The organism is Saccharopolyspora sp. NPDC003752 (assembly GCF_053605825.1).
Map to the genome: position 1 here is coordinate 34306 of NZ_JBSGJZ010000045.1, position 21815 is coordinate 56120.

Genomic DNA, 21815 nt, shown 5'->3' on the forward strand with positions numbered 1-21815 from the left:
CGCGTCAGTCCTGCCAGGTGGCCCAGCCCTTGATCATGCGGTAGGCGATGGACACGCCCGGCGGCAGGCGCAGGCCGTCGACCGCTCCGCCCTCGGACTCCAGGGCCGCCCGGACCGTGTCGCGGTGCACCCAGCGGGCGTCCTCGATCTCCCCGTCCGCCGGGATCAGCGGCGCCGACGGGTCCGCGATCGCGGCGAAGCCCAGCATCAGCGACCGCGGGAACGGCCACGGCTGGCTGCCGAGGTAGCGGACGTCCGAGACATCCACCCCGACCTCCTCCGCGATCTCGCGCGAGACGCAGGCCTCCAGCGACTCACCGGCCTCGACGAAACCGGCGAGCACCGAGTACCGCTCCGGCGGCCAGATCGGCTGGCGGGCCAGCAGGACCCGGTCCGCGCCGTCGTGCACCAGGCAGATGACGGCCGGGTCGGTGCGCGGGTACTCCTCGCGATCGCAGCCCGTGCAACGCCGGGCCCACCCCGCGCGGACCCGCGTCGTCGCCGCGCCGCAGACCGCGCAGTAGCGGGCGTTGTCGTGCCAGCCGAGGAGGCCGACAGCGGTGGTGAACAGGCCGGCGTCGGTGTCGTTGAGCAGACCACCGCCGGTGCGCAGGTCCCGCCAGTCGTCCTGGGCTCCGTCGTGCTCGCTGCGCAACGCCCAGTAGCCGATCTCGTCCTCGACGCCGAGCAGGACGGCGTTGGGGACCGGGCCTGCGCCGAAGTCCGTCGCGGGATGCACCACGAGCCGTGAATCCTGGCCGATCTGGGTGCGCCCCTTGGCGTCCACCAGCACGACCCGTCCGGTCGCCCACAGCTGGGCACCGCCGTCCGGGGCGTCCCGCAGCGTCTCCCTGCGGTCCACTGTGGACCTGGAGAGCAGGGGCGCGGAATCCAGCTGGAAACCCGCCCCGGCCAACACCTCGGTAGTCATCTGCCCGCCTCACCGTCTAACCGCGTCATGGCAGCACCACTCCCCCGAGCAGCCGCAGCTGGTCGGCGAGCTTGTCCGCGTCGCCGACGACGACTCCGGTGAAGGAGGTGGGCGCGAACAACCGGGCCGCCTCGGCAACTTGCTCCGCAGTGACCGCCCGCAACCGCTCGGGGTGCGCGACCAGCCAGTCCTGCGTCAGCCCCGCCGTGGCCAGCGCGGCGAGCGTGGACGCCATGCCGGCCTGCGACGCGGTGGAGGTGAGCAGGCTGCCGATGGCGTACTGCCGGGCCGACTCCACCTCCGACTCGGTCGGCGGCACCAGCGCCAGCCTCGCCAGCTCGTACCGGGTCTCCAGCAGCGCGGCCGCGGTGACCTCGCTGGCGGTGTCGGCGTCGACGAGGACCGTGCCGTTGCCCCGGGTGAACTCGAACGACGAGTGCGCGCCGTAGGTGTAACCCTTGTCCTCGCGGATGTTCTCCACCAACCGCGAGGAGAAGTAGCCGCCGAAGACCAGGTTCGCGACCTGCAGCGCCGGGTACTGCGGGTCCGTGCGTGGCAGCGCCTGCGCGGAGAAGCGCAGCTGCGACTGCACCGCGCCGGGCCGGTGCACCAGCCGCACGTCACCGCCGCGGACCACGGGCAGCGACGGGAGCTCGCGCGCGCTGTCCTCGGACTGCCAGTCCGCCAGGTTGCGCGCGACGGCCGCCACCGCCTGATCCGGGTCGATGTCGCCGACCAGCACCAGCACCGAACCGCGCGGCAGCACCGACTCGCGGTGCAGGGTCCGGACCTCCTCGGCGGTGACCTCGGCGACGTCCTCGGCCGCCGGCACCTCGCGGACGAACGGGTGGTCGCCGTAGCGGTGTCGCTGCAGCTCCTCGCGGGCGATCACCCGCGGCTGCGATCGCGCGACGGCGATCCGCTCGACCAGCCGGGCGCGCTCCCCCTCGACCTCCTCGTCGCGGTACACCGCGCCGGTCAGCGCGTCGGCGAGCACGTCGAGCAGGGTGTCCAGCCCGGTGGCCAGCGCATCACCGGTGATGCTGAGCCGCTCCGGGTCGACGACCGAGCTCAGGTCGGCGCCCACCGCGGCCAGGTCGGTGTCCACCTGCACCCGGTTGCGGCGCTCCGTGCCGGTCAGCAGCGTCTCGGCCAGCAGCTCGGCGCGGGCCGGGTGCTTCTGGTCCTCGCCGGCGAACGGGATCCGCAGGCGCAGTTCGACCATCGGGACCACGCCGTGCCGGGCCGCGATCACCCGCAGGCCGTTGTCCAGCACGGTGTCCACGACGGCCGGCGCGCGGCCGGTGCGGGGCTCACCGAGCGGCGGCAGCGGGCGCGGGCCGAGCTCGGTGCGGCCGATCTCCTCGGCGCTGCGGTGCGTTGCGCGGGTCATGCCGCACCTCCTGTCGCGTTCTCGTCACCTGCGGGTTCGATCTCCAGCACCGCTCGCGCGTCCGACCGCAACGACTTCGCGGCCGCCGCGACGTCCTCCGCGCGGACCTCGCCGATCCGCTTCGGCAGCTCGGAGATCAGCTCCGCGCGGCCGTGCAGCAACTCGGCGCTGCCCAGGTCGAGGGTCCGGGTGACCACCCGGTCGTGCCCTCGGTACAGGCTGGCGGCCCAGCGCGCCGTGACGCGGGACAGCTCGTCCTCGGTGGGGCCGTCGGCGGCCAGCTTCTCCAGCTCCTCGTCGACCGCTCCGATCACCCGGTCGAGGCCGACCTCCGGCGTGTGGATCGCGGTCACGGTGAAGGTGTCCGGGTCGCGGGCGTCCAGCGGGGAGCCCATCAGGCCGCAGCCGGCGTGCACGTCCACCACCAGCGAGTCCTGGTAGACCAGGCGCTGCTGCAGGCGGGCGGCGTCGCCGTCGGACAAGATCGCCGCGAGCACCACGTTCGCCAGGTAGGCGTCGAGCTCGCCGACCGGGTCGGGCAGGCGGTAGCCCAGCGCGACGGCGGGCAGCGGCGCGTGCGGGTCGATGTGCTTGCCGCGCAGCTCGCCCGACGGGAACGGCTCGCCGAACGACGGCCGCGGCGCGACGTCGCGCGCCGGCACATCGCCGAAGTGCTTGTTGATCAGATCGATGGTGCGCTCGACGTCGAGGTCACCGCTGACGGTCAGCACCGCGTTGCCCGGCGCGTAGTAGGTGTCGAAGAACGCGGCGCAGTCGTCGACGGTCGCCTGTTCCAGGTCGGTGAAGTCGCCGTAGCCGTTGTGGGCGTTGGCGAAGGTCGAGTACAGCACCGGCGGCAGCAAGATCCACGGGAAGCCGCCGTAGGGGCGGTTGAGGACGTTGAGGCGGATCTCCTCCTTGACCACGTCCACCTGGTTGCGCAGGTTCTCCTCGGTGATCTTCGGTGCCCGCATCCGGTCCGCTTCGAGGAACAACGCCCGCTCCAGCGCCGCCGACGGCAGCACCTGGTAGTAGTCGGTGTAGTCCTGGTGCGTCGAACCGTTGAAGGTGCCGCCGGAGCCCTGCACGTGCCGGAAGTGCGCGAGCTTCTCCAAGCTCTCGCTGCCTTGGAACATCAAATGCTCGAAGAGGTGGGCGAAACCGGTGCGCCCTTCCGGTTCCGAGCGGAAGCCCACGTCGTAGTGCACGCTGACACCGACCACAGGGGCCTGGCCCGACGACGCTTGGCCCGCCGCCGAGTCCGGTGCCAACACCACGCGCAGCCCATTGGGCAAAGTAACGCGATGCAGCTGGGGTTCGACCATGCCATGCAGCCTACGTGCGGACTGTCAAGCCGTGGGTGCCCCCTTCGCCACTCTTCGGCGTGTCGTGATCACCCGGCGTAGGTGGCGAAGTCCCGGCGCGCAGCATCCAGCCGCGGTCGAGCGGTACCCGCCTGTTCGGGCGCGGTCAGCGGACCTGGGCGATGAGGGAATCGATCTCGGCGCCGATCGTGCGCGCGTCGGCCGGCAAGATCGCGAAGACCTGCTCGCCGCCGCTGCCGCGCTCGACCCGGTTCAGGTAGCGGCCGTCCGGCTCGTTGTCGAACCAGGACACCACCTGGGAACGCTTCCGGCGGCCGTACTGGTCGCGGGTGCTCGCCGAGATCTGACCGATGCGCGCGTGCGGCGCCTTCCCGATCGCCTCGTAGAGCGAGACCTGCTGGTCGCCGCTGCTGCCGCGGTTCGGGGTGGCCGACTGCATCATGCTCATCTGGTCGTAGTCGTCGGGCTGCGGCTGCTGCACCAGCGAGCTCTGCGGGACCCGCACCGGCCCCTGACCGCCCGGCTTGGTGGGCGGCAACGTGGCCAGCAGGACCTGCGGCAGCGGGGCTTTCTCGTGAACCTCGACGGTCAGCATGCCGCCGCGCTGCGGATCTTCGCTCGGTGTCTGCACGCCGAGCACGACCCGGTTGCCTTCGGTGAACACCGCGAGCGCCCGCCAGCAGTGATCGGAGCCGACCTGCGGGAACCACAGCGAGTCGACCCACAAGAACGGGTTGGCCAGCGTCTTGAGCGCGGTGACCAGCGGCGGTGCGACCTCGTCGTTGATCACGACGCCGGCGGCGGCCATCCGGTCCAGCTCACCGATCGCGATCTGGCTGAACTGATCGGCGGTGTACCCGAAAGAACGGCTGCTCAACGGCAAGGTCAAACCGTCGATCTTCAGGTACTTGAGCACGATGTCCAAGTGCACCGGCTGAAGCTGCCACCGCCCCAACACGCCCACTGTCGTTTCTCCCCTTGTGAATTCGCCCGCTGCAAGCGTGACCGGCCGGTGGCGCCAAGCCGGCACCACCGGTCAGCACCGGATCATTCGCCGAGCACCGGCGGGGCGGTCTTCGGCATGTCGTTCATCCAGATGTCGTCCTGCTCCTCGAGCCAGGACGGGCGCTCGTGCTCCTGGTCCTCGGTGCCCTGGCCGCGCTGACCGGCACCCCCCATGCCGCCCATCGCGCCTCGTCCGGCACCGGCACCTCGAGCACCTGCTCCGCCCGCACCCGCGCCGGCCCCAGCCCCGGCGCCGAGTCCACCGACACCGGCCCGGCCACCGGCGGCCATGCCACCGGCGCCTGCACCACCGGCACCCATGCCACCGACCATGCCGACACCGCCCGCGCCGCCGCCGGGGAGACCACCACCGGCGCCACCGCCGGGCAGCCCGGTTCCGCCACCGCCGGGAAGCCCGGGCTGATCGGCCCACTGGCTGCCGGTTCCGGAAGGCGTGGTGTAGCCGCCACCGGGGACACCGGTGAGATTATTGGGGTCGTACGCACCGACGGGGCGCCCGTCGCCGGGAATGCCACCACCGGGGATACCGGTGCCGATGCCACCGCCGGGAAGCTTTCCGGTCCCGCCACCCGGCATTCCGCCGCCGGGTCCACCACCGGGATTGCCGGGACCTCCACCGCCCCACTCCGTGGGGGGCGGCGGCGGCACGGGCGGCGGCTCCTTGGTGTTGCCGTCCGGCCCCTTGTACTGCGGCATCTTGGCGTCGACCTGGGTGAGCGTGGGGCTGTAGACGCGCGCCATCGTCTCCTGCGCGGCCTTCTCCGCCTGCTCCTGCTCCTCCATCTGGCTGAGCGCGTTGATGCCACCGCCGGCGACCCCGAACGGGATCGAAGCGGAAGCGGCCTCACCCCAGCTGAAGCCCTGGGGCTTCTCGACCATCTTGCTGGCCTGACCGGCGGCCTCACCTGCGGCGTGCAGGTTGTTCCCGGTCATCTCGAAGGCATCGGCACTGGCCTTCATCCAGTCGGAAGCAGGCTTGCCGACCTCACGAGCGTTGTTCGCGGCCTCGCCTTCCCAGCCCCCGTCGACGATCTTGGCGAGGTCCGTGGCGTAGTTGTTCCCGCGCTCGCGCAGGCCCGTGGCGAGCTTCTTCCACGCCTCGGCGACCTCACCGACCTTGCCCTGGTCGATCGACTCCTGGTTGGTCTTGTAGATCTGCGCGTGGCTGAAGCCCGACCAGTTGAGGCACTGCGTGATCGCCGGCGAGTCGTAGCTGCTGACGTTGAGGCCGGAGTTCTGCTGCGCCAGCTGGCTCTGCTGCTGCTGGGCAACGCGGTTGGCCTGTTCGCCGTGCTTCTTGCGCTCCTCTTCCGCAGCGCTCTCCCAGCCGAAGACCCGAGAACCCGCGTTGTCGAGGGTACTGAGAAGTCCCATCACTCCCCCTGTCTCATCACTTCGGAAGTCTTGGCGAGATCTGCTCAGCGACCTTCCGAGACTCGCCGCACGCATCGACGGAGTCCCGATCCTCACCTGTCACAGTGACAGTGATCGTGCCCTTCCCAGCGTCGAGGAACGTCGAACAGATCCCTTGCCCCTGAGAGCCCGCCGTGACTCCGGTCGCCGCCTTCCGGCCGCTGATCTCGAAAGGTTCGATCTCAGCGAAATTGCCTTGCGTTGTGTACTTGTCGAAAGTCGTGTCCGGGACCTTGTACAGAGTGAGGTCCATCTTCGCGCCGTTGTAGTTGCACCCAGGCTCGGACTTCAGGTTGTTGTCCGGCTCGCCCGGACCTGCAACTCCCGCAGCTGAGAGATCGCTCGGGGTGAAGAAGTTGCAGACATCGAAACTCTCAAGCCCAGGAGCCTCTGCAGCTGAGGTCGTTGGCTCGCCATCGCCCGTCCGACCCGGCGATCCGCCAGAACAAGCGGTCAGGCTGAGAAGCGCAACTCCGGCAGCCGTGACGACAACGGTTCGGGAGAGAGTGCTCACTGAATACCTCGCTGGAAGTCCGCGGAGATCTGCTCGTCGGTTGCACGGTAGTCCTTCGCCGCGGCGCGAAACGCGTCCGCCTGCTTCTGGAGCTCGTCCATGAGCTGCCGGATGAGAACAGCTGCACCGGCGCTGCTATCCGCTGCCTTCTGAACGAACCGCTGGGCCAGCTGCTGACCGTCCGGATAGTTCCCCAGGCCCTGCAAACGGGTCATCTGGTCCGTATACCGCAGGAGCTTCTGCAGCTCGTCCTTCTCCTCGTCGCAGCGTTTGGCAGCTTTTTCGGCCACCTCCGGGTCTAGCGACAGCTTGCCCGCGCCGACCTGCTGATTGATCCACTGCGTCTGGCCGCTGATCGCCTTCAGCCCTTCTTTGGCTGCAGCGAACCCACTTGCGTCTGCGCTTGTCATCCCAGACCCCTCTGGACTCTGCGATCTCCCCAGGTAACGGTGAACACTTTAACCTGACGCAGGGGCATCCGTAACGGTTCCCGACAAACCTGACGCAGCTCCGGCACCACCCGTTCAGCCGCAGGTCACGGCGTTGTCACGGTCCGACACCGAGCGATTGCGGACAGCGATCGCGCGAGACGTTCAAGCCGAGCCCGGAACGCCTAATTCGACTGCTCGACCTGTTGATCATTCCGGCAGCCGCTTGGCTGACGATCTTCTCCGCTTCCCCGCCGACTACTGCCCTCGCACCCATCCGTACCGGACATGTCGGCAGAAGCCGGCCGGTGTCAGCGGTTGATTTTTTTGTTCAGGGTTTCCACGAGGGTTGGGAAGGTTTGGTGGAAGTTCTGGAGGTTCGGGGTTTCGTACCAGTAGAGGCCCGATGTTCCGTCCGCTCCCGGGTTCAGTTCCGCGAACTCCGCTAGCCAGCGGTCCGTTTCTTCCAGGACCACCGCGTACGGCAGCGATCGGGAGAACACCGTCTCGCGGTCCTGCTCCGGCAGCGACTCCGCCGCGGCCTCGTGCAAGTAGCCGCGCAGGCCCCTGACCTGCACCACGAGCGCGCTGCCTCGTCGCGTTCGCGCCGGCATCAGGCGTGCGCTGAACATCATCGCGATGCCGCCGATCAGCACGGCGATCCCCAGCAGTGCCGCTGACGTCGTCAGCGCCAGTACCGCCGTCAGCGCCGCTCCGCCGATGATCACGCCGAGACCCGTCCACCAGAAGCGGTTTCGGTCGACGTCCGGACGCCGTGCGAACCACTCCTTCTCCACGACCTCCGCGTACAGCGCCGCGCGAACCCGGCTCGCGTCGAGGTCGCGCAGTTGGGATAGCCGCACCTCTTGCTCCTGCCCCACGAGCAGGTCGTAGACCGCTCGCTCGAACGGCCGCAGCGAGTCGTCGGCCGGGTTCAGCCGGACGATTCGCCAGTCCTGGCCGGGGAGTTCCTCGATCCACAGGTAGTTGCGGACCGCCAGGTCGATGATCGTCGCCGTCACGTCGACCGGGTCCACCCGCTCGTCGATGACCGTGCCGATCTGGCCGGGCAGCACGCCGTCCGGGGACGCGAACGCGACCGCGCCCTGGGAATCGGTCATCAGCACCTCGACCTGGCCCACGTCCTCCGCGAACGCGCGCACGTCCCGGCCTCGGGCGTACCAGACGAGGCCGAGGCCGCCGATCAGCAGCAGGCCGATCGCGGCCAGACCGGCCGCCGTCGCCGGCGTCAGCGAGAACGCCCGCGCCAGGCTGAAGTACTGCTCGGTCACGGCGTTCGCCGGCACCGTGCCCGCCGGGACCTTGAATGTGAGGTCCATCCGGTCGCCGGGCTGCAGGCCGTAGGTCACCGCGTGCATCGACTGGGTGTGGGTGATCTCGAACTGGGCGCAGCGGTTCGCGCTGCCCAGCGGGCCCGCCAGGCACATGATCTCCTGCGGCACCTTCGGCGACAGCAGCGACACCTCGACGCGGTCCACCGGCACGTTCCAGCCACCCGACACCTGCCAGCGGACGTCCTGCCTGTCACCGGCGTCCGCCACGGCACCGCGAACCGAGTACGTCAGCGTCGAAACCCCGGGCTGCAGCGTCAGATGCAGCTTGTCGGCCTCGGCCTGGATCGCGCCGCCACCGTCGAGCACGGCGTCGGAGACCGTGAAGACCCGGTCCGCCCCGGGCCCCGCGGACTGCCGCAGCGGCATCGTGCGCTCGACTTGCTGACCCGCGGGAACGTTGATCCGCTCGGTGACCGAGACCAGGCCGTCGCGCTGCAGCTTGAGGTTCACGCTGCTGGAAACCGTGCCGGGCAGCGCATCGACCGGTTGCTCCTGCGCCGCGGCCGTGCTCGGTGCGCCCAACAGCAGTCCGGTCAGGGCGACCACCAGCCCCCGTTTGGTCAACACGGCCCGAACGATAGCCGCCCGTGGCTAAGCTCTGGTCCGCAACGGTGGGATTGATGGTGAGGAAGTCGGGGGGAAATGACTGCTCGGTGGCGGCCAGCCGAACCTGGACCAACAGTCCACATTCGACACTCCGCGAGGAAGACCGCATGACGCAGCCGCCCCCGCCACCACGCGGCCCGCAGCCACCCCGCCAGCCCTGGCCACCGCAGGGCCCGCGCGGCGGGCAACAACGTCCGGGTCCCCGGCCGCCGCAAGGCCCGGCCCCCCGGCCGCCGCAAGGCCAGGTCCCCCAGCCACCGCAAGGTCAGACTCCCCGGCCGCCACAAGGTCCGGTCCCCCGGCCCCAGCAGCCGCAACGCCGTCCTCCGCTACCCCCGCCCGGCACGCAACCCCTGCGCCCGCAGCAGGGAGCGCCGATCTTCGACCAGCCGACCCGCCGGATCGCACCACCGCCGGCCGCGCGCCCGCTGCCGCCGCAAACCACCGTGCGATTGGCACCGCAACGCCCGCCGCAGCCGATGCCGCACATGCGGCCGCCGCAGCGCAAGAGCAACACCGGTGTCATCGTCGCGCTGGTGCTGGTCGGCATGGCGCTGCTCGGCGTCGGCACCGTCGGCGCGATGGCCGCATCGATCACCTCTAGCCGGGCTTCGGACTACAGCAGCACCAGCAGCCGCTCGACGTCGACGAATTCCAGCGAGACCGAGACTTCCACCGACACGACGACCAGCAGCGAGGAATCCGAGACGTCCACGTCGACCAACGGCGATGACGACGAGGTCAAACCGGTCTCGGCGCTGGGCGACCACCCGTTCAACATCCCGGGCAACGGCGCGATGAACACCTCGTGCAACCTGCCCCGCTTCAACACCGACGTCACCTCGCAGGACCGCTTCTACCAGGCCGCACTGCCTTGCCTGATGGAGGCGTGGGCCCCGGCGCTGGAGAACGCCGACCTGCCGGTCCGGACGCCCACCGTGATCACCACCGGGGACAACATCGAAACGCCCTGCGGGACGCGGCGGTGGAACCAGACCGCGATGTACTGCCCCGGCAACCACACGATCTACATGACCGCGCGCTACTACGCCCAGGTCGAGCAGCGCACCAAGGCAGGCGTGTACCTCGGCCAGTTCGCGCACGAATTCGGCCACGCGCTGCAGGGCATGACCGGGATCAACAGCGCCTACGGCGACGCGTCCTACGACGCGGGCGGCAGCTCCACGTCGGCCGGGCTGGAACTGACCCGGCGCTCCGAGCTGCAGGCGACGTGCTTCGAGGGCATGACGCTGGCCGCGTTGCAGAACGGCGGCGTCAGCAACGACTTCATCTTCCCCGCGCTGGAGGACTCGTCCGATCGCGGCGACGAGCACACCAACGTGCGCGACCACGGCAGCACGTCGACCAACGCCGCTTGGGTGGAGCAGGGGTTCCGGAAGAACCGGATCACGGAGTGCAACACCTGGCTGGCGTCGGCCTCCGACGTCGACTGACGGGGCTCAGGGCCGGCGGAGCATCAGCCCGTAGCCGCCGCCGGCGACCGCGGCGAGGGTCAGCAGGACCCAGTTGGCGCGCTGCACCTGGCCTTTCAGCTCGGAGTCGGTCGATCGCGCCGGGCGGACCACGAAGTCCTCGCCCGGGTCGGCGGGCACCTGCACCGGCAGCTGCTGGCCGGGGGCGTGGCCGCAGCCGTCGAACGGCGCTCGCCGCACCACGCCGTCGATCCGGACCTCGACGAGGTCCCGCGCCGAGGCAGCGCCGCACGGGCGCGACTCGATGACCGTCGCCGTCGCCGGCCGCATCGCCTGCCCGGCCTCCGTCATCAGCGGCCACAGCGTCACCGCCGCCACCGCGACCCCGAGCGTTCCGAGGACAAGCAGGATCGGCGCCACCGACGCCGAACCTCGTTGCCTTCCCACGACACCGATATTGGCAGAAAGCCGAACGGCGCCGACCGTCACTCGGGGCAATGCCGGGATCACGCCCGGTGCGCCCGGTCCCTAGGAGGCGTCCGCGGGTGTCACCTTCTTGACGTAGAGCAGCCGGTCACCGGCCTCGATCGCATCGGCTTCCGGGGCGTCCACCCGGTAGAGCTGTCCGTCGCGCACCACGCCGAGCACGATGTCCGAGAGGTGCCGCGGCGAGCCGCCGACCTCCTGCGGTTCGACCTCCCGCTCGGCGATCGCCAGGCCCACGTCCGGCGTCAGCAGGTCCTCGAACATCTCCACCACCGACGGCGTCGAGGTCGCCATGCCCAGCAGGCGGCCCGCCGTCTCGCTGGACACCACCACCGAGTCCGCGCCGGACTGGCGCAGCAGGTGCACGTTCTCGGCCTCCCGCACCGCCGCGACTATCTGCGCCTTCGGCGCGAGCTCCCGCGCGGTCAGGGTGACCAGCACGGCCGTGTCGTCGCGGGCCGGGGCGACCACGATGGCCCGCGCCCGCGGCACCCCCGCCACGCGCAGCACGTCCGAGCGGGTGCCCGAGCCGTTGACGGTGACCAGGCCTTGCGCGGACGCGGTTTCCAGCGATCGCTGGTCGGTGTCGACGACCACGATGCGCCCGGGCTCCGCGCCGTCGCCGAGCAGTGCGGTGACCGCCGAACGGCCCTTGGTTCCGTATCCGATGACGACCACGTGGTCGCGCACCCTGGACCTCCAGCGTTGGATCTTGAAAGCCTGTCGAGAGCGCTCGGTGAGCACTTCCAGTGTGGTACCGACCAGCACGATCAGGAACAGCACCCGCAGCGGCGTGATGACCAGCACGTTCACCAGCCGGGCCTGCGAGGTGACCGGGGTGATGTCGCCGTAGCCGGTGGTGGACAGCGACACCGTCGCGTAGTAGACGGCGTCCAGCAGGTCCAGCTCGCCGCCCGCGGAGTCCCGGTAGCCGTCCCGGCCGAAGTACACGATGAGCACCGTGGCGGCCAGCGCGAGCATCGCGCCGATGATCCGGCGGATGATGGAGCGCACCGGGCTGATCGTGCTGCCCGGCATCCGGATCACGCCCACCAGCGCGTGGTCGGGCCTGCTGGTCAGCTCCTCCTCGTCGGTGCGGCCACCGATGAAGGGGTGCGCCAGTCGCTTGGGACTGCGCCGCATCATGACCCGTGCCCTCCGGCTCCTGCCGCGCGACTCGGAAGCGCGTTCTCACCACTCACGGCGCAGAACAGTAACCCTTGACCGCGCGCCGGGTGCGATGCGGCACCGGCAGTTCGGCGACGAGCTCTCCTGCAGGCCGGAAGACCTGGTCTGGACTTGGCGGTGCCGCGGCTTACCATGCAGCGGTGCAGCAGCTTCAGCACGCGGCGCGCGCCCTGGGATGGGACGGCCGGCTGATCCCGGACGTCGAGGTCCTCGGTGCGCGGTTCGCCGCCGTGGCGCGGATCAGGCGCGACGTCCACGAGTGGCGCAGTCTTCACGGCTGGGGGCCGGAGCTCAACCCGGCCTGGTTCCGGTCCTGGTCCGAGCCCTGCACGCACGACCAGGTGCCGGTGGCCGCGGTCGATCTGCTCGGGTTGCTGGTGCCGGTGTCCCGCTCCCGCCACGCGCTGCGGGCGTGCGGGACGTTGCTGACGTTGGCGCCGTGCGCGGTCGTGCTGCCCCAGGGCTCCAAGTACAAGCCGTTGCGGATGCTGGAGCTGGACTACTACGGCGTGGGCGTGGTCAACGCCGGCTTCGAGGGCCCGGCCGAGCTGGTGGTCACACCGGAGGACCGGACCGCGGAGTTCGGTTCGTCGATGTTCGGCCGCTGGCTGCTGGAGGTCCTCTACTCGCGGCTCCTCGAACTCCCCCAGCTCACCGAGAACGCCTGAGCGGGTTCCCAGACGTCTTCTCCCGAGGACGAGTCCACAGCGAGAAGGCGTCCGAGACTCCGCTGACGGCCGCCGCGAACCCGTCCTGACCTACGCCAGGACGTATTCGTGCCAGTTGAGCTGCTGCGGGTTCCAGCGCATGCCGCGGCCTTCCTTCAGGGCGCGCAGCGCCTGCATCGTGTGCGGCCAGCGGCGGATCACGTTCGCCAGCGCGACCGGCGTCATCAGGTCGGCCGAACGCCGGTGGTCGCCCGGGCCCAGCAGCGCGATGCCGCCGGGCGTGGAGATGATGTCGGTCAGCGGCGCCTGGCCGGACAGGGCGGCCTGCTCGACGCTGAGGATGCTGTGCGGCTGCAGTTCGCTCGGCCAGCTGCTGCGGTCGATGTCGGCGGCGACCGGCTGGTCGCAGCTGCCGCACTCGCACTTGAACTCGCTGGCCCAGCCGTGCTGCTTCCACGACCACACCGCGGCACCGCCGGTGTCCAAATCGGACAGTGCGGCGACGTGCGGCCAGGCCCCGACGACGGCGCTGAGCATCGTCTTCTTCGACGGTCGCGGGTTGCGGCCCGGGCCGTCGAAGGACCAGGTGCCTTCGTCGTTCCGGTGCACCCGCACCAGCGGGGCGCGCATCGCCAGGACGTCGGCGTCGACGTTCACTTCGGATTCCGGTGGCGTGTTGAGCTTCCAGTCCGTGTTCATCGCGGGCATAGTCATCCGCCGCGAACCGCGATCTCAAGCTCCGCCACCCGAACGTGTACTGATCCGGGGCGCCGGGCGTGATCCCGCTGACGCCGACATCTCCGCAGGTCAGTGCTCGTGAGCACGTTGGATCGCTATGGCAGCACAACGTGCTCACGAGGCCTGACCAGGCCGAACGGTCACTGCGCCGAGGGCACCGAGGTGATGAGGTTCCGGAGGCCGTCGGCGTCGAGGAGGTCGGCGGGGCGGAGCGTGTAGTCGTGGCGGACGTAGTGGAACGCCGCGCGGACCTTCGACAGCGGCGTGCCGGAGAGCTCCGCCCAGGCCAGCCGGTACGCCGCGAGCTGCACCGACAGCGCCGGGATCTGGTCGCCGCCCGGCACCGCGCCGGTCTTCCAGTCCAGCACCGTCCAGCCGCCGTCTGCGTCGGCGAACACCGCGTCCATCCGGCCGCGCAGCACCACGCCCTCGACCTGGGTCTCGAACGGCACCTCAACGCGGTGCGGCGTGCGGTCGGCCCAGGAACCGGCCAGGAACGCCTGCTGCAGATCGGCGAGCTCCTCGTGCACCGGCGCGGATTCGTCGGCGGCGCCGGGCAGTTCGTCGAAGTCCAGCAGCGCGGTCGAGGTGAACCGGTGCTCCAGCCAGGCGTGGAACGCGGTGCCCCGCCGGGTCATCGGGTTCGGCGGGAACGGCAGCGGGCGGCGCAGCCGCCGGGCGAGGGTGTCGGAGTCCTTGGCGAGTTCGACGAGTTGGCTCACCGACAGGTGGTCCGGCAGCCTCACCTGCTCCCGCCGCTGCGCGGCCGCGGCGCGCTCGGCCAGCAGCACGTCGACATCCCGCGCCCAGCCGTCCTCGTCGTCCTCGTCGTCATCCGGCTCTGAATCATCCGCAGTGGACATCGCGGCCCGCACGAGCTCCGCGCCTTCGGCCACCGCTGCGCGGCGCGACCCCAGCGGATCGACCGGCCACTCCGCGCAGCGCACGGCGTCGGCGAGCGGGTTCGTCGCGTCCTCATCGGGTTCCGGCGTCCACAGGTCGACGACCCCGGCCCCGGATTCGCCCAGCACCTCGGCCAGCTGCCGCAGGAAGTCCGACGGCCCCTTCGGCCGGTCGCCGTTCTCGCCCCACCAGTGCCCGGACAGCAGCAACGTCCGCTCCGAGCGCGTCACCGCGACGTAGAGCAGCCGCCGCTCCTCGGCGAGCCGGCGCTCCTCGAACTCCTCGTCGTGGATGCCCAGCGCCTCGGTGACCTCCTTGCGGTCCAGCCCGAACAGCCCCTCGACGTCCAGCCGGGGCAGGTCCTGGGCGTCGCCCCGGAGTTCGGCGGGCAGTTCGGTGGCCGACCGCAGCCACGACGAGGACTTCCGCTTGCCGGGGAAGACGTCGTTGACGAGGTGCGGCACGGCGACGACCTGCCACTCCAGGCCCTTGGCGGCGTGCACGGTGAGCACCTGGACCCGGTCCTCGGCGACTTCGACCTCGCCGGGTTCCAGGCCGTCCTCGGCTCGTTCGGCCGCTTCCAGGTAGTCCAGCAGCGCGTGCAGCGTGGCCGACGGGCTCGCGGTCGCGAAATCGGTGACCGAGTCGGCGAACGCGTCGAGGTGAATGCGGCCCGCGCCGACCGGTCGCGCCATGCTCTCGATGTCCAGCAGCAGCGTCCGCTCGACGTCGGCGACGAGCTCCGGCAACGGCTGGTCCAGGCGGCGCCGCAACGAGGCGAGTTCGCCGCCCAGCCGCCGGATGCGCCGGTAGCCGTCGCCGGAGTAGCGCTCCGCATCACCGGGGTCGTCGAGCGCGTCCACGAGGCCTGCCTGCTCGGCGTTCTCACCCGGCAACGCCGCGGTGACCACAGCGGACGGGTCGGAGGATTCGGGCTCCCCGAACGCCTGCGTCCCGAGCTCCCTCGCGCGGTCCCACAGCGCGGCGATGTCGGCCGCTCCCAGCCGCCAGCGCGAGCCGGTGAGCAGCCGCATCGCGGCCGTTCCGGCGAGCGGGTCGACCAGCAGCCGCAACGCGCTCACGAGGTCGCGGACCTCGGGCTCGTCGAGCAGCCCGCCGAGCCCGACGACCTCCACCGGCAGGCCGCGTTCCCGAAGCGCCGCCGCGATGTCGGACATGTCGGCGCGGCGTCGCACCAGCACCGCCGCGGTCGGCGGCCGGCCCGTTTCGTCCAGCGCCGCCTGCCACTGCGCGGTGATCTGGTCGGCGACCCAGTCGCGTTCGGCCCGCACGTGTTCGCTCAGCACCAACCGGATGTCGCCGGGTTCGGCGCCGTCCCTGGCGCGCAGTTCGTCGACTTCCAGCCCGGTCTTGCGCAGCGGTTCCGAGACCGCGTTGGCGACGTGCAGGACCTCCGCCGGGTTGCGGAAGCTCGTCAGCAGCCCGTACCGGTGCGCCGGGGCCTTGCGGCCGTCGTCGACGCGCGGGAAGTCGGTGGTGAAGCGCGGGAGGTTCGCCGCGCTCGCGCCACGCCAGCCGTAGATGGCCTGCGCCGGGTCGCCGACGGCCGTGACCGGCAGCGGGCGGTCACGGCCGAACAGCGAGCGCAGCAGCACCCGTTGCGCGTGGCCGGTGTCCTGGTACTCGTCCAGCAGGACGGCGCCGTAGCGGGCACGTTCCCCGTCGACGACCTCGGGATGCTCGGCGGCGAGCAGTGCGGCCAGCGACATCTGGTCGGCGAAGTCCATCGCGCCCTCGCGCCGCTTGCGCTGCGCGTACTCCTCGACCAGCGGCAGCATCGCCACCCGCAAGCGTTGCGCGGCAACGACTTTCACCAGGTCCTGCGGCAGGTTCGCGCGCTGGCCCTTGGCGCGCGGCGCGTTCTCGACCGCGTGGCAGACCTTCTCGGCGTGCGCCCGCAGGTCGTCCGGGCGCACCAGGTGCTCGGCGAGCTCACCGGCCAGCGAGAGCAGGTAACCGGTGACCGTGGACGGGACCTTGTCGGTGTCGATGTCCTCGGTCCAGGTCGCGACCACGCTGTGCGCGAGCTGCCAGGACGCGGTCTCGGTCAGCAGCCGCGCGCCCGGCTCGACCGGCACCCGCAGGCCGTGCTCGCCGACGAGCCGCCCCGCGTAGGCGTGGTAGGTCAGCACCGTGGGCTCTTCGGTGAGCACCGCGGAGCGCAGCTGCCCGCTCGGATCGACGTCGTCGAGCAGTCCCGATCCGGCGAGCCGGCGCAGCCGGGCGCGCACCCGGTCGGCGAGCTGCCGCGCGGCCTTGCGGGTGAACGTCAGGCCGAGGACGCGTTCCGGCGTCACCAGCCGGTTGGCGACCAGCCACACCACGCGGGCGGCCATCGTCTCGGTCTTCCCCGCGCCCGCACCCGCCACGACCAGCGCCGGTTCTGCGGGCGCGGCGATCACCGCGGCCTGCTCCGGGGTCGGCGGGTGCAGCCCGAGCGCCTGCGCGATCCGATGTGGACTGATGGCCGCGGGCACCGGCTGGGCCTCGGGTGGCCGGCCGTTCATGCACGGCCCCCGGGCCGAGCTCCGCAGAGGGAGTCGAAGCAGTACCCGATCACTGCGCGACCTGTCTTCCGGCCGGGTGGACGGGGCAGCAGGTGCGCGCCGGGCACCGCGCGCAGTCGGAGTTCTCGCTGGCCACGTATGCCGGTCCCAGGCTGGACGCGGCGGCGGTGTGCACCACGTCGAGCCACACCTCGATCCGCTCGGCGTCCAGCGCCGGCTGGACGCGTTCGGTGGCCGCGCCCTTCCGGTCGGCCTTCGCGACGTACAGCAGCCGCGCCCCGCCGGGCCCGTCGTTGTCGCCGAACGCGCCCAGCGCGGCGGCCAGCTGGTACACCGCCAGCTGCGGGTGCTCCTCGGCGTCGCCCTTGCTGACCGGTGTCTTCCCGGTCTTGACGTCGACCACCACGGGTCGGCCACCGGCATCGACCTCCAGCCGGTCCACGCGGCCGCGCAGCCGCAGCCACGGCCCGCCCTCCCGGCCCTGGACCGTGACGTCCAGGTCCTTCTCCACGCCGATCTGGGTGAGTTCGGCCCGCGATTCCACCAGCCAGGTCACGAACGCGTCGAGCATCTTCTCCACGCGCGTGCGCTCCTTGCGCGAGAACCACGGTGCGCCGGCGTCCACGGATTCCCAGGCGTCGTCCAGGGCTTTGTGCAGCTGCGCGGTGTCCGCGCCGTCCGCTGCGGCCTGCACGAGCGCGTGCACGAGCGTGCCGGTGACGGCGGCAAGCTCGGCGGTGTCCTGGCCGCCGTGCCGCTCGACCAGCCAGCGCAGCGGGCACTTGGCCAGGATTTCCACAGTGGACGGTGACACCTTGACCGGATCGTCGCCGGTCACCAGCGGCGCCGCGGTGGAGCTCTCCGGGAGCCCGTACCAGGCGTCCGGGCTGGCCCCCGGCACCCCGGCGTTGGCCAGCCGCGCGAGCTGCGCCGCCGCCCGCTGCCGCCGCGCCGGATCCGCCTCCGCATCGCACACCACCCGGCGCAGCTCGCCGACGAGGTCGCCGAGCGCCAAGCCGCGCTCCGGGCGGGCGATCGGCCGCTCCACCGCGTCCGGGTCGCTGACCACGCCCTCCAGCTCGTCGAGGAACCGCGACGGCTGCTCGTCCTCCCCGCGCACCGCGCTGACCAGCAGATTCCGCCGCGCCCGGCTCGCCGCGACCAGCAGCAGCCGCCGTTCCTCGGCCAGCAGCGGGGCGGTCGCCGACACCCGCTCGGCGTCCACTCCGGACAGCACGTCGACCAGCCGCTCCACGCCGAGCAGCGATCCCCGCAGCCGCAGGTCGGGCCAAATCCCTTCCTGCACACCGGGAATCGCCACGACCTCCCATTCCCGGCCGCTCGCGGCGTGCGCGGTCAGCACCGACACCGCGTTGTCCCGGGGCGCGGTCGGCGCCAGCGAGCTGCCCGCGATCTGCTGGCTGGTCAGGTAGTCCGCGAAACCGGCGACGTCCGCGCCCGGCAGCCGGTCGACGAACTGGGCGGCCGCGTCGAACAACGACACCACGGCATCGAGGTCGCGATCGGCCTGCGCACCGGCCGCGCCGTGCCGCTCGGCCTGCGCCACCCACCGCTTCTCCAGGCCGCTGGCCTTCCACACCCGCCACAACGTGTCCTCGACGGTGTGCCCGGCAGCGACGGAGTCGGCGGCGGTGCGCAGCAGTCCCGCGAGGCGGCGGGCCGGTGCGGCGGCGGAGTCTTCGAGCGCAGCGAGCCGGTCGTCGTCCTGCAGCACCTCCACCAGCAGTTCACCGCTGGCCCGGCTACCTCCGGCGGCGAGCTCCAGGCGGCGGAGCCCGCGACGCAGCCGCCGCAGCGCGAGCGGGTCGGCGCCGCCGAGCGGCGAGGCGAGCAGCTCAGCGGCAGCGTCCGGGTCGAGCGCCTGCGGGCGCGCAGCGCAGCGCAGCAGCGTCAGCAGCGGGCGGACCGCGGTGCGCTGCGCCAGCGGCAGGTCGTCGATCGGCAGCGCGATCGGCACGCCGGCTGCCAGCAGGGCGCGGCGCAGCACCGGGAGCGACAGGCCGGTCGAGCGGACCACGACGGCCATGTCAGACCAGGCGATCTCGTCGAGCAGGTGCGCCCGGCGGAGCTGGTCGGCCACCCACGCGGCCTCCTGGGCCTCCGTGGCCAGCAACCGCACCTGGACCGAACCGCTGCGCCCGTTCTCGGGCTCCACGAGTTCGCGCTGCGGGCCCGCGCCGGGCAGCCGCGCGGCCAGCCGCCGCACGGCCTCCCGGACGGCCTTGGACATCCGGTGGTCGACGGTGAGCACCTCGGTGTTCGTGCCGTCCGGGTCGGCGTCCAGCAGGCAGCGCGGATCGGCGCCGCGGAAGGAGTACACCGCCTGGTCCGGGTCGCCGGCCAACACGAATTCGACGGCCGTGTCGCCGAGCCGCCGGGTCAGCCAGTACTGCTGCGGGTCGAGGTGCTGCGCGTCGTCGACGAGGACGTAGCGCACGCGGTCCTGCTCGGCCGCCAGCAGCCCGGGATCGGTGTCGAACGCCAGCAGCGCCGAGCCGACCAGCTCCGCCGCGTCCAGCGCGGGGGCCTGCGCGCCGCCCGCTCCGCGCAGCAGCGTGACCTGCTCGTACTGCCGGGCGAACCGGCCGGCGGCGATCCACTCGGGACGGTTGTGCTGCCGGCCGAGGTTCACCAGCCGCTCGGGTCCCACGCCGCGCTCAGCGGCCCGCAGCAGCAGATCGCGCAGTTCCTCGGCGAAGCCGGGCACGGTCAGCGCCGGGCGCAGCGCCTCGGGCCAGTCCCGGGCGCCGCCCTCGACATCCCCGGCCAGCAGGTCGCGCACCAGCGCGTCCTGGTCCGGGCCGTTGAGCAGCTGCGGGGGCGGTAGCTGCTCGCGCACGGCTTGCAGCCGCAGCACCGCGAAGGCGTACGAGTGGACGGTCCGCACCAGCGGTTCGGGCGCGGTCCGCAGGTCGTCCGTGGAACCGGTCAGCAGCCGGGTGATCTCGGTGCGCATCCAGGCCGCCGCGCGCCGGCTGCCGGTCAGCACCAGGACGTTCTCCGGCGACACCCCGCGGTCGCGGATGCGCTCGGCGGCCAGCTGCGCGATCAGCGTGCTCTTGCCGGTCCCGGGCCCGCCCAGGATCCGCAGGAGGCCGTCGCGGTGCGCCAGCGCCCGCTGCCCGGCGGTGTCCCAGACCGTCCGCCGCCGAGCGGGTTCGGCTCGGCGCACGAGCACGGGCGCGGTCGGGGATGGCACGCATCGATGGAATCACGCGCCAACGACAAGGTCGCGCAGGGCTCGCTGGTAGGCGCAGCTCAACGAGAAATTAACAGAACCTTTTGGTGGTATGAACCAATTTCGCTCTCTGGCAGTGTGCTGGTCGTCACAGCGCCTCCCCCGGCTGTGACCTGCGAAAGCGCGCCCCCAGCGCGATCAACTCCCCCGAAGGAGGAACCGTGAGCAAAGTCCGCACAGCCCTGCTCGGCTGCGCCGCGGTCGCCGGTGCTCTGACCATCGGCGCGGCGCCCGCACTCAGCGCGGAGACCTCGGCCCCGGCCTCGACCAGCGCAGCGGCACCCGTCGCCGCGTCGCCCTACCTCTACATGGGCTGGGGCAACCCGCCCAAGCCCAGCGAGGTGATGAGCGCTACCGGGATCAAGGACTTCACGCTGGCCTTCATCCTCTCCGACGGCGGCTGCAACCCGGCCTGGGACGGCAACCGCCCGCTCGACGCCGACAAGGCCGTCATCGACGAGATCCGCGCCGCCGGCGGCGACGTCGTCCCGTCCATCGGCGGCTGGGCCGGGAACAAGCTCGGCGAGTTCTGCCAGGACGCCCAGTCGCTGGCCGGCGCCTACCAGAAGGTGATCGACGCCTTCGGGCTCAAGGCCATCGACGTCGACATCGAGGCCAGCGAGTTCGAGACCCCGGCCGTGCAGGACCGGGTGCTGGAGGCGCTGAAGATCGTCAAGGAGGCCAACCCCGGCGTGCAGACGGTGGTCACCTTCCCGACGCTGGCCAGCGGCCCGAACGACGTGGGCAAGCGGATGATCGGCAAGGCCGGCGAGATCGGCGCGAACGTCGACGTCTGGACGCAGATGCCGTTCAACTTCGGCGGTTCGGACATGGCGGCCGACACGATCCAGTCCACCGAGGGCCTGAAGGAGGTGCTCAAGAGCACCTTCGGCTACAGCGACGCGGAGGCCTACGCGCACGCGGGCATCTCGTCGATGAACGGCAAGACCGACGTCGGCGAGACCGTCGACCAGGCCGCGTTCCAGAAGATGGCCGACTACGCCAAGGAGAAGGGCCTCGGCCGCTTCACCTTCTGGGCGCTCAACCGGGACCGCCCGTGCAACGGCGGCGGGCCCTCGGACTCCTGCGGCGGCATCGACCAGCAGCCGTGGGACTTCACCAAGATCGTCGCCGGCTTCCAGGGCTGATACCGGAGCCGAGGCACCGTATCCGCTGATCAGGTCTCGTGAGCGTTTTGGAGTGCTCTAGCGCTCCAAAGCGCTCACGAGCATCTACCAGCGGAAACGGTGCTTCTGCGAGTTCGGTGTGCGGGATGCTGCGCAACATCGTGCTGGAGTACCTTCGGGCTCGTGGACGAGGAGACCGTGGAACAGGTGCGAGCCGTGGTGGCGTCGATCCCGCCCGGATCGGTGCTGTCCTACGGAGACGTCGCCGAACTCGCCGGCCTCCGCTCGGCGCGCCTGGTGGGCCGCATCCTCGCCGAGGACGGCGGCGACCTGCCGTGGCACCGGGTCCTGCGCTCCAACGGCACGGTCGCCGACCACCTGCGCCGCCGGCAGCTGGAACTCCTGCGCGCAGAAGGCGTCCTCGCCGACGGAGCCCGCATCGACATGCGCCGATACCGCTGGGGCGCCTGACGAATCCAGCCGGCCTCTCACGA

General features: G+C 71.4%; 17 protein-coding genes. 4 read left to right on the forward strand and 13 right to left on the reverse strand.

The window, feature by feature from the left end; translation table 11 throughout:
• Nucleotides 1–4: 4 nt before the first annotated feature.
• The 8 genes from nudC to ACWEV3_RS36845 form a co-directional block, all read right to left on the reverse strand.
• Nucleotides 5–931, reverse strand: coding sequence for an NAD(+) diphosphatase (gene nudC / locus ACWEV3_RS36810; protein WP_452618321.1), 927 nt, complete (start codon nucleotides 929–931; stop codon nucleotides 5–7).
• 25 nt (nucleotides 932–956) lie between these two features.
• On the reverse strand, nucleotides 957–2324 hold the full coding sequence (locus tag ACWEV3_RS36815) for a M16 family metallopeptidase (RefSeq protein WP_452618322.1): 1368 nt from the start codon (nucleotides 2322–2324) through the stop codon (nucleotides 957–959).
• Nucleotides 2321–3649, reverse strand: coding sequence for a M16 family metallopeptidase (locus ACWEV3_RS36820; protein WP_358576988.1), 1329 nt, complete (start codon nucleotides 3647–3649; stop codon nucleotides 2321–2323). Before ACWEV3_RS36820 ends, ACWEV3_RS36815 begins: the two co-directional genes overlap by 4 nt.
• Before the next feature lie 145 nt (nucleotides 3650–3794).
• On the reverse strand, nucleotides 3795–4580 hold the full coding sequence (locus ACWEV3_RS36825; protein WP_452618323.1) for an ESX secretion-associated protein EspG: 786 nt from the start codon (nucleotides 4578–4580) through the stop codon (nucleotides 3795–3797).
• A gap of 116 nt (nucleotides 4581–4696) precedes the next feature.
• The gene (locus tag ACWEV3_RS36830; RefSeq protein WP_452618324.1) at nucleotides 4697–6049 is read right to left on the reverse strand and encodes a PPE domain-containing protein; all 1353 of its coding nucleotides are present in this window, start codon (nucleotides 6047–6049) and stop codon (nucleotides 4697–4699) included.
• A 16-nt stretch (nucleotides 6050–6065) separates the two neighbouring features.
• Nucleotides 6066–6602, reverse strand: a complete 537-nt coding sequence (locus ACWEV3_RS36835) for a DUF3558 family protein (RefSeq protein WP_452618325.1) — start codon at nucleotides 6600–6602, stop codon at nucleotides 6066–6068.
• On the reverse strand, nucleotides 6599–7012 hold the full coding sequence (locus tag ACWEV3_RS36840) for a hypothetical protein (protein ID WP_452618326.1): 414 nt from the start codon (nucleotides 7010–7012) through the stop codon (nucleotides 6599–6601). Before ACWEV3_RS36840 ends, ACWEV3_RS36835 begins: the two co-directional genes overlap by 4 nt.
• 329 nt (nucleotides 7013–7341) lie before the next feature.
• On the reverse strand, nucleotides 7342–8952 hold the full coding sequence (locus ACWEV3_RS36845; protein ID WP_452618327.1) for a DUF2207 domain-containing protein: 1611 nt from the start codon (nucleotides 8950–8952) through the stop codon (nucleotides 7342–7344).
• A gap of 485 nt (nucleotides 8953–9437) precedes the next feature.
• Here ACWEV3_RS36845 and ACWEV3_RS36850 point away from each other — a divergent pair, with 485 nt between their 5' ends.
• Nucleotides 9438–10445, forward strand: coding sequence for a neutral zinc metallopeptidase (locus tag ACWEV3_RS36850; RefSeq protein ID WP_452618328.1), 1008 nt, complete (start codon nucleotides 9438–9440; stop codon nucleotides 10443–10445).
• A gap of 6 nt (nucleotides 10446–10451) precedes the next feature.
• Here ACWEV3_RS36850 and ACWEV3_RS36855 read toward each other — a convergent pair whose 3' ends face one another.
• Complete coding sequence (locus ACWEV3_RS36855) at nucleotides 10452–10871, reverse strand: hypothetical protein (protein ID WP_452618329.1); 420 nt, start codon at nucleotides 10869–10871, stop codon at nucleotides 10452–10454.
• 81 nt (nucleotides 10872–10952) lie between these two features.
• Nucleotides 10953–11948 carry a potassium channel family protein gene (locus tag ACWEV3_RS36860; RefSeq protein WP_452618341.1) on the reverse strand — a complete coding sequence of 332 codons (996 nt, stop codon included), beginning with the start codon at nucleotides 11946–11948 and terminating at the stop codon, nucleotides 10953–10955.
• 290 nt (nucleotides 11949–12238) lie between these two features.
• On the opposite strand from ACWEV3_RS36860, the gene ACWEV3_RS36865 reads away from it, so the two are divergent.
• Nucleotides 12239–12766 carry a hypothetical protein gene (locus tag ACWEV3_RS36865; RefSeq protein ID WP_452618330.1) on the forward strand — a complete coding sequence of 176 codons (528 nt, stop codon included), beginning with the start codon at nucleotides 12239–12241 and terminating at the stop codon, nucleotides 12764–12766.
• 90 nt (nucleotides 12767–12856) lie between these two features.
• Here ACWEV3_RS36865 and ACWEV3_RS36870 read toward each other — a convergent pair whose 3' ends face one another.
• The 3 genes from ACWEV3_RS36870 to ACWEV3_RS36880 all read right to left on the reverse strand — a co-directional run bounded on the left by ACWEV3_RS36870 (nucleotide 12857) and on the right by ACWEV3_RS36880 (nucleotide 20155).
• Nucleotides 12857–13465: a hypothetical protein gene (locus tag ACWEV3_RS36870; protein WP_452618331.1), complete on the reverse strand. Its 609-nt coding sequence runs from the start codon at nucleotides 13463–13465 to the stop codon at nucleotides 12857–12859.
• Between the two features lie 179 nt (nucleotides 13466–13644).
• Nucleotides 13645–16935, reverse strand: coding sequence for an ATP-dependent helicase (locus tag ACWEV3_RS36875; protein ID WP_452618332.1), 3291 nt, complete (start codon nucleotides 16933–16935; stop codon nucleotides 13645–13647).
• A gap of 49 nt (nucleotides 16936–16984) precedes the next feature.
• A complete protein-coding gene (locus tag ACWEV3_RS36880) occupies nucleotides 16985–20155 on the reverse strand; it encodes an ATP-dependent helicase (RefSeq protein WP_452618333.1) in 3171 nt (1056 codons plus the stop codon).
• A 200-nt stretch (nucleotides 20156–20355) separates the two neighbouring features.
• Here ACWEV3_RS36880 and ACWEV3_RS36885 point away from each other — a divergent pair, with 200 nt between their 5' ends.
• Both ACWEV3_RS36885 and ACWEV3_RS36890 read left to right on the forward strand, forming a co-directional pair.
• Complete coding sequence (locus ACWEV3_RS36885) at nucleotides 20356–21342, forward strand: chitinase (protein ID WP_452618334.1); 987 nt, start codon at nucleotides 20356–20358, stop codon at nucleotides 21340–21342.
• A 162-nt stretch (nucleotides 21343–21504) separates the two neighbouring features.
• On the forward strand, nucleotides 21505–21792 hold the full coding sequence (locus ACWEV3_RS36890; protein ID WP_132483254.1) for an MGMT family protein: 288 nt from the start codon (nucleotides 21505–21507) through the stop codon (nucleotides 21790–21792).
• Nucleotides 21793–21815: the final 23 nt, after the last annotated feature.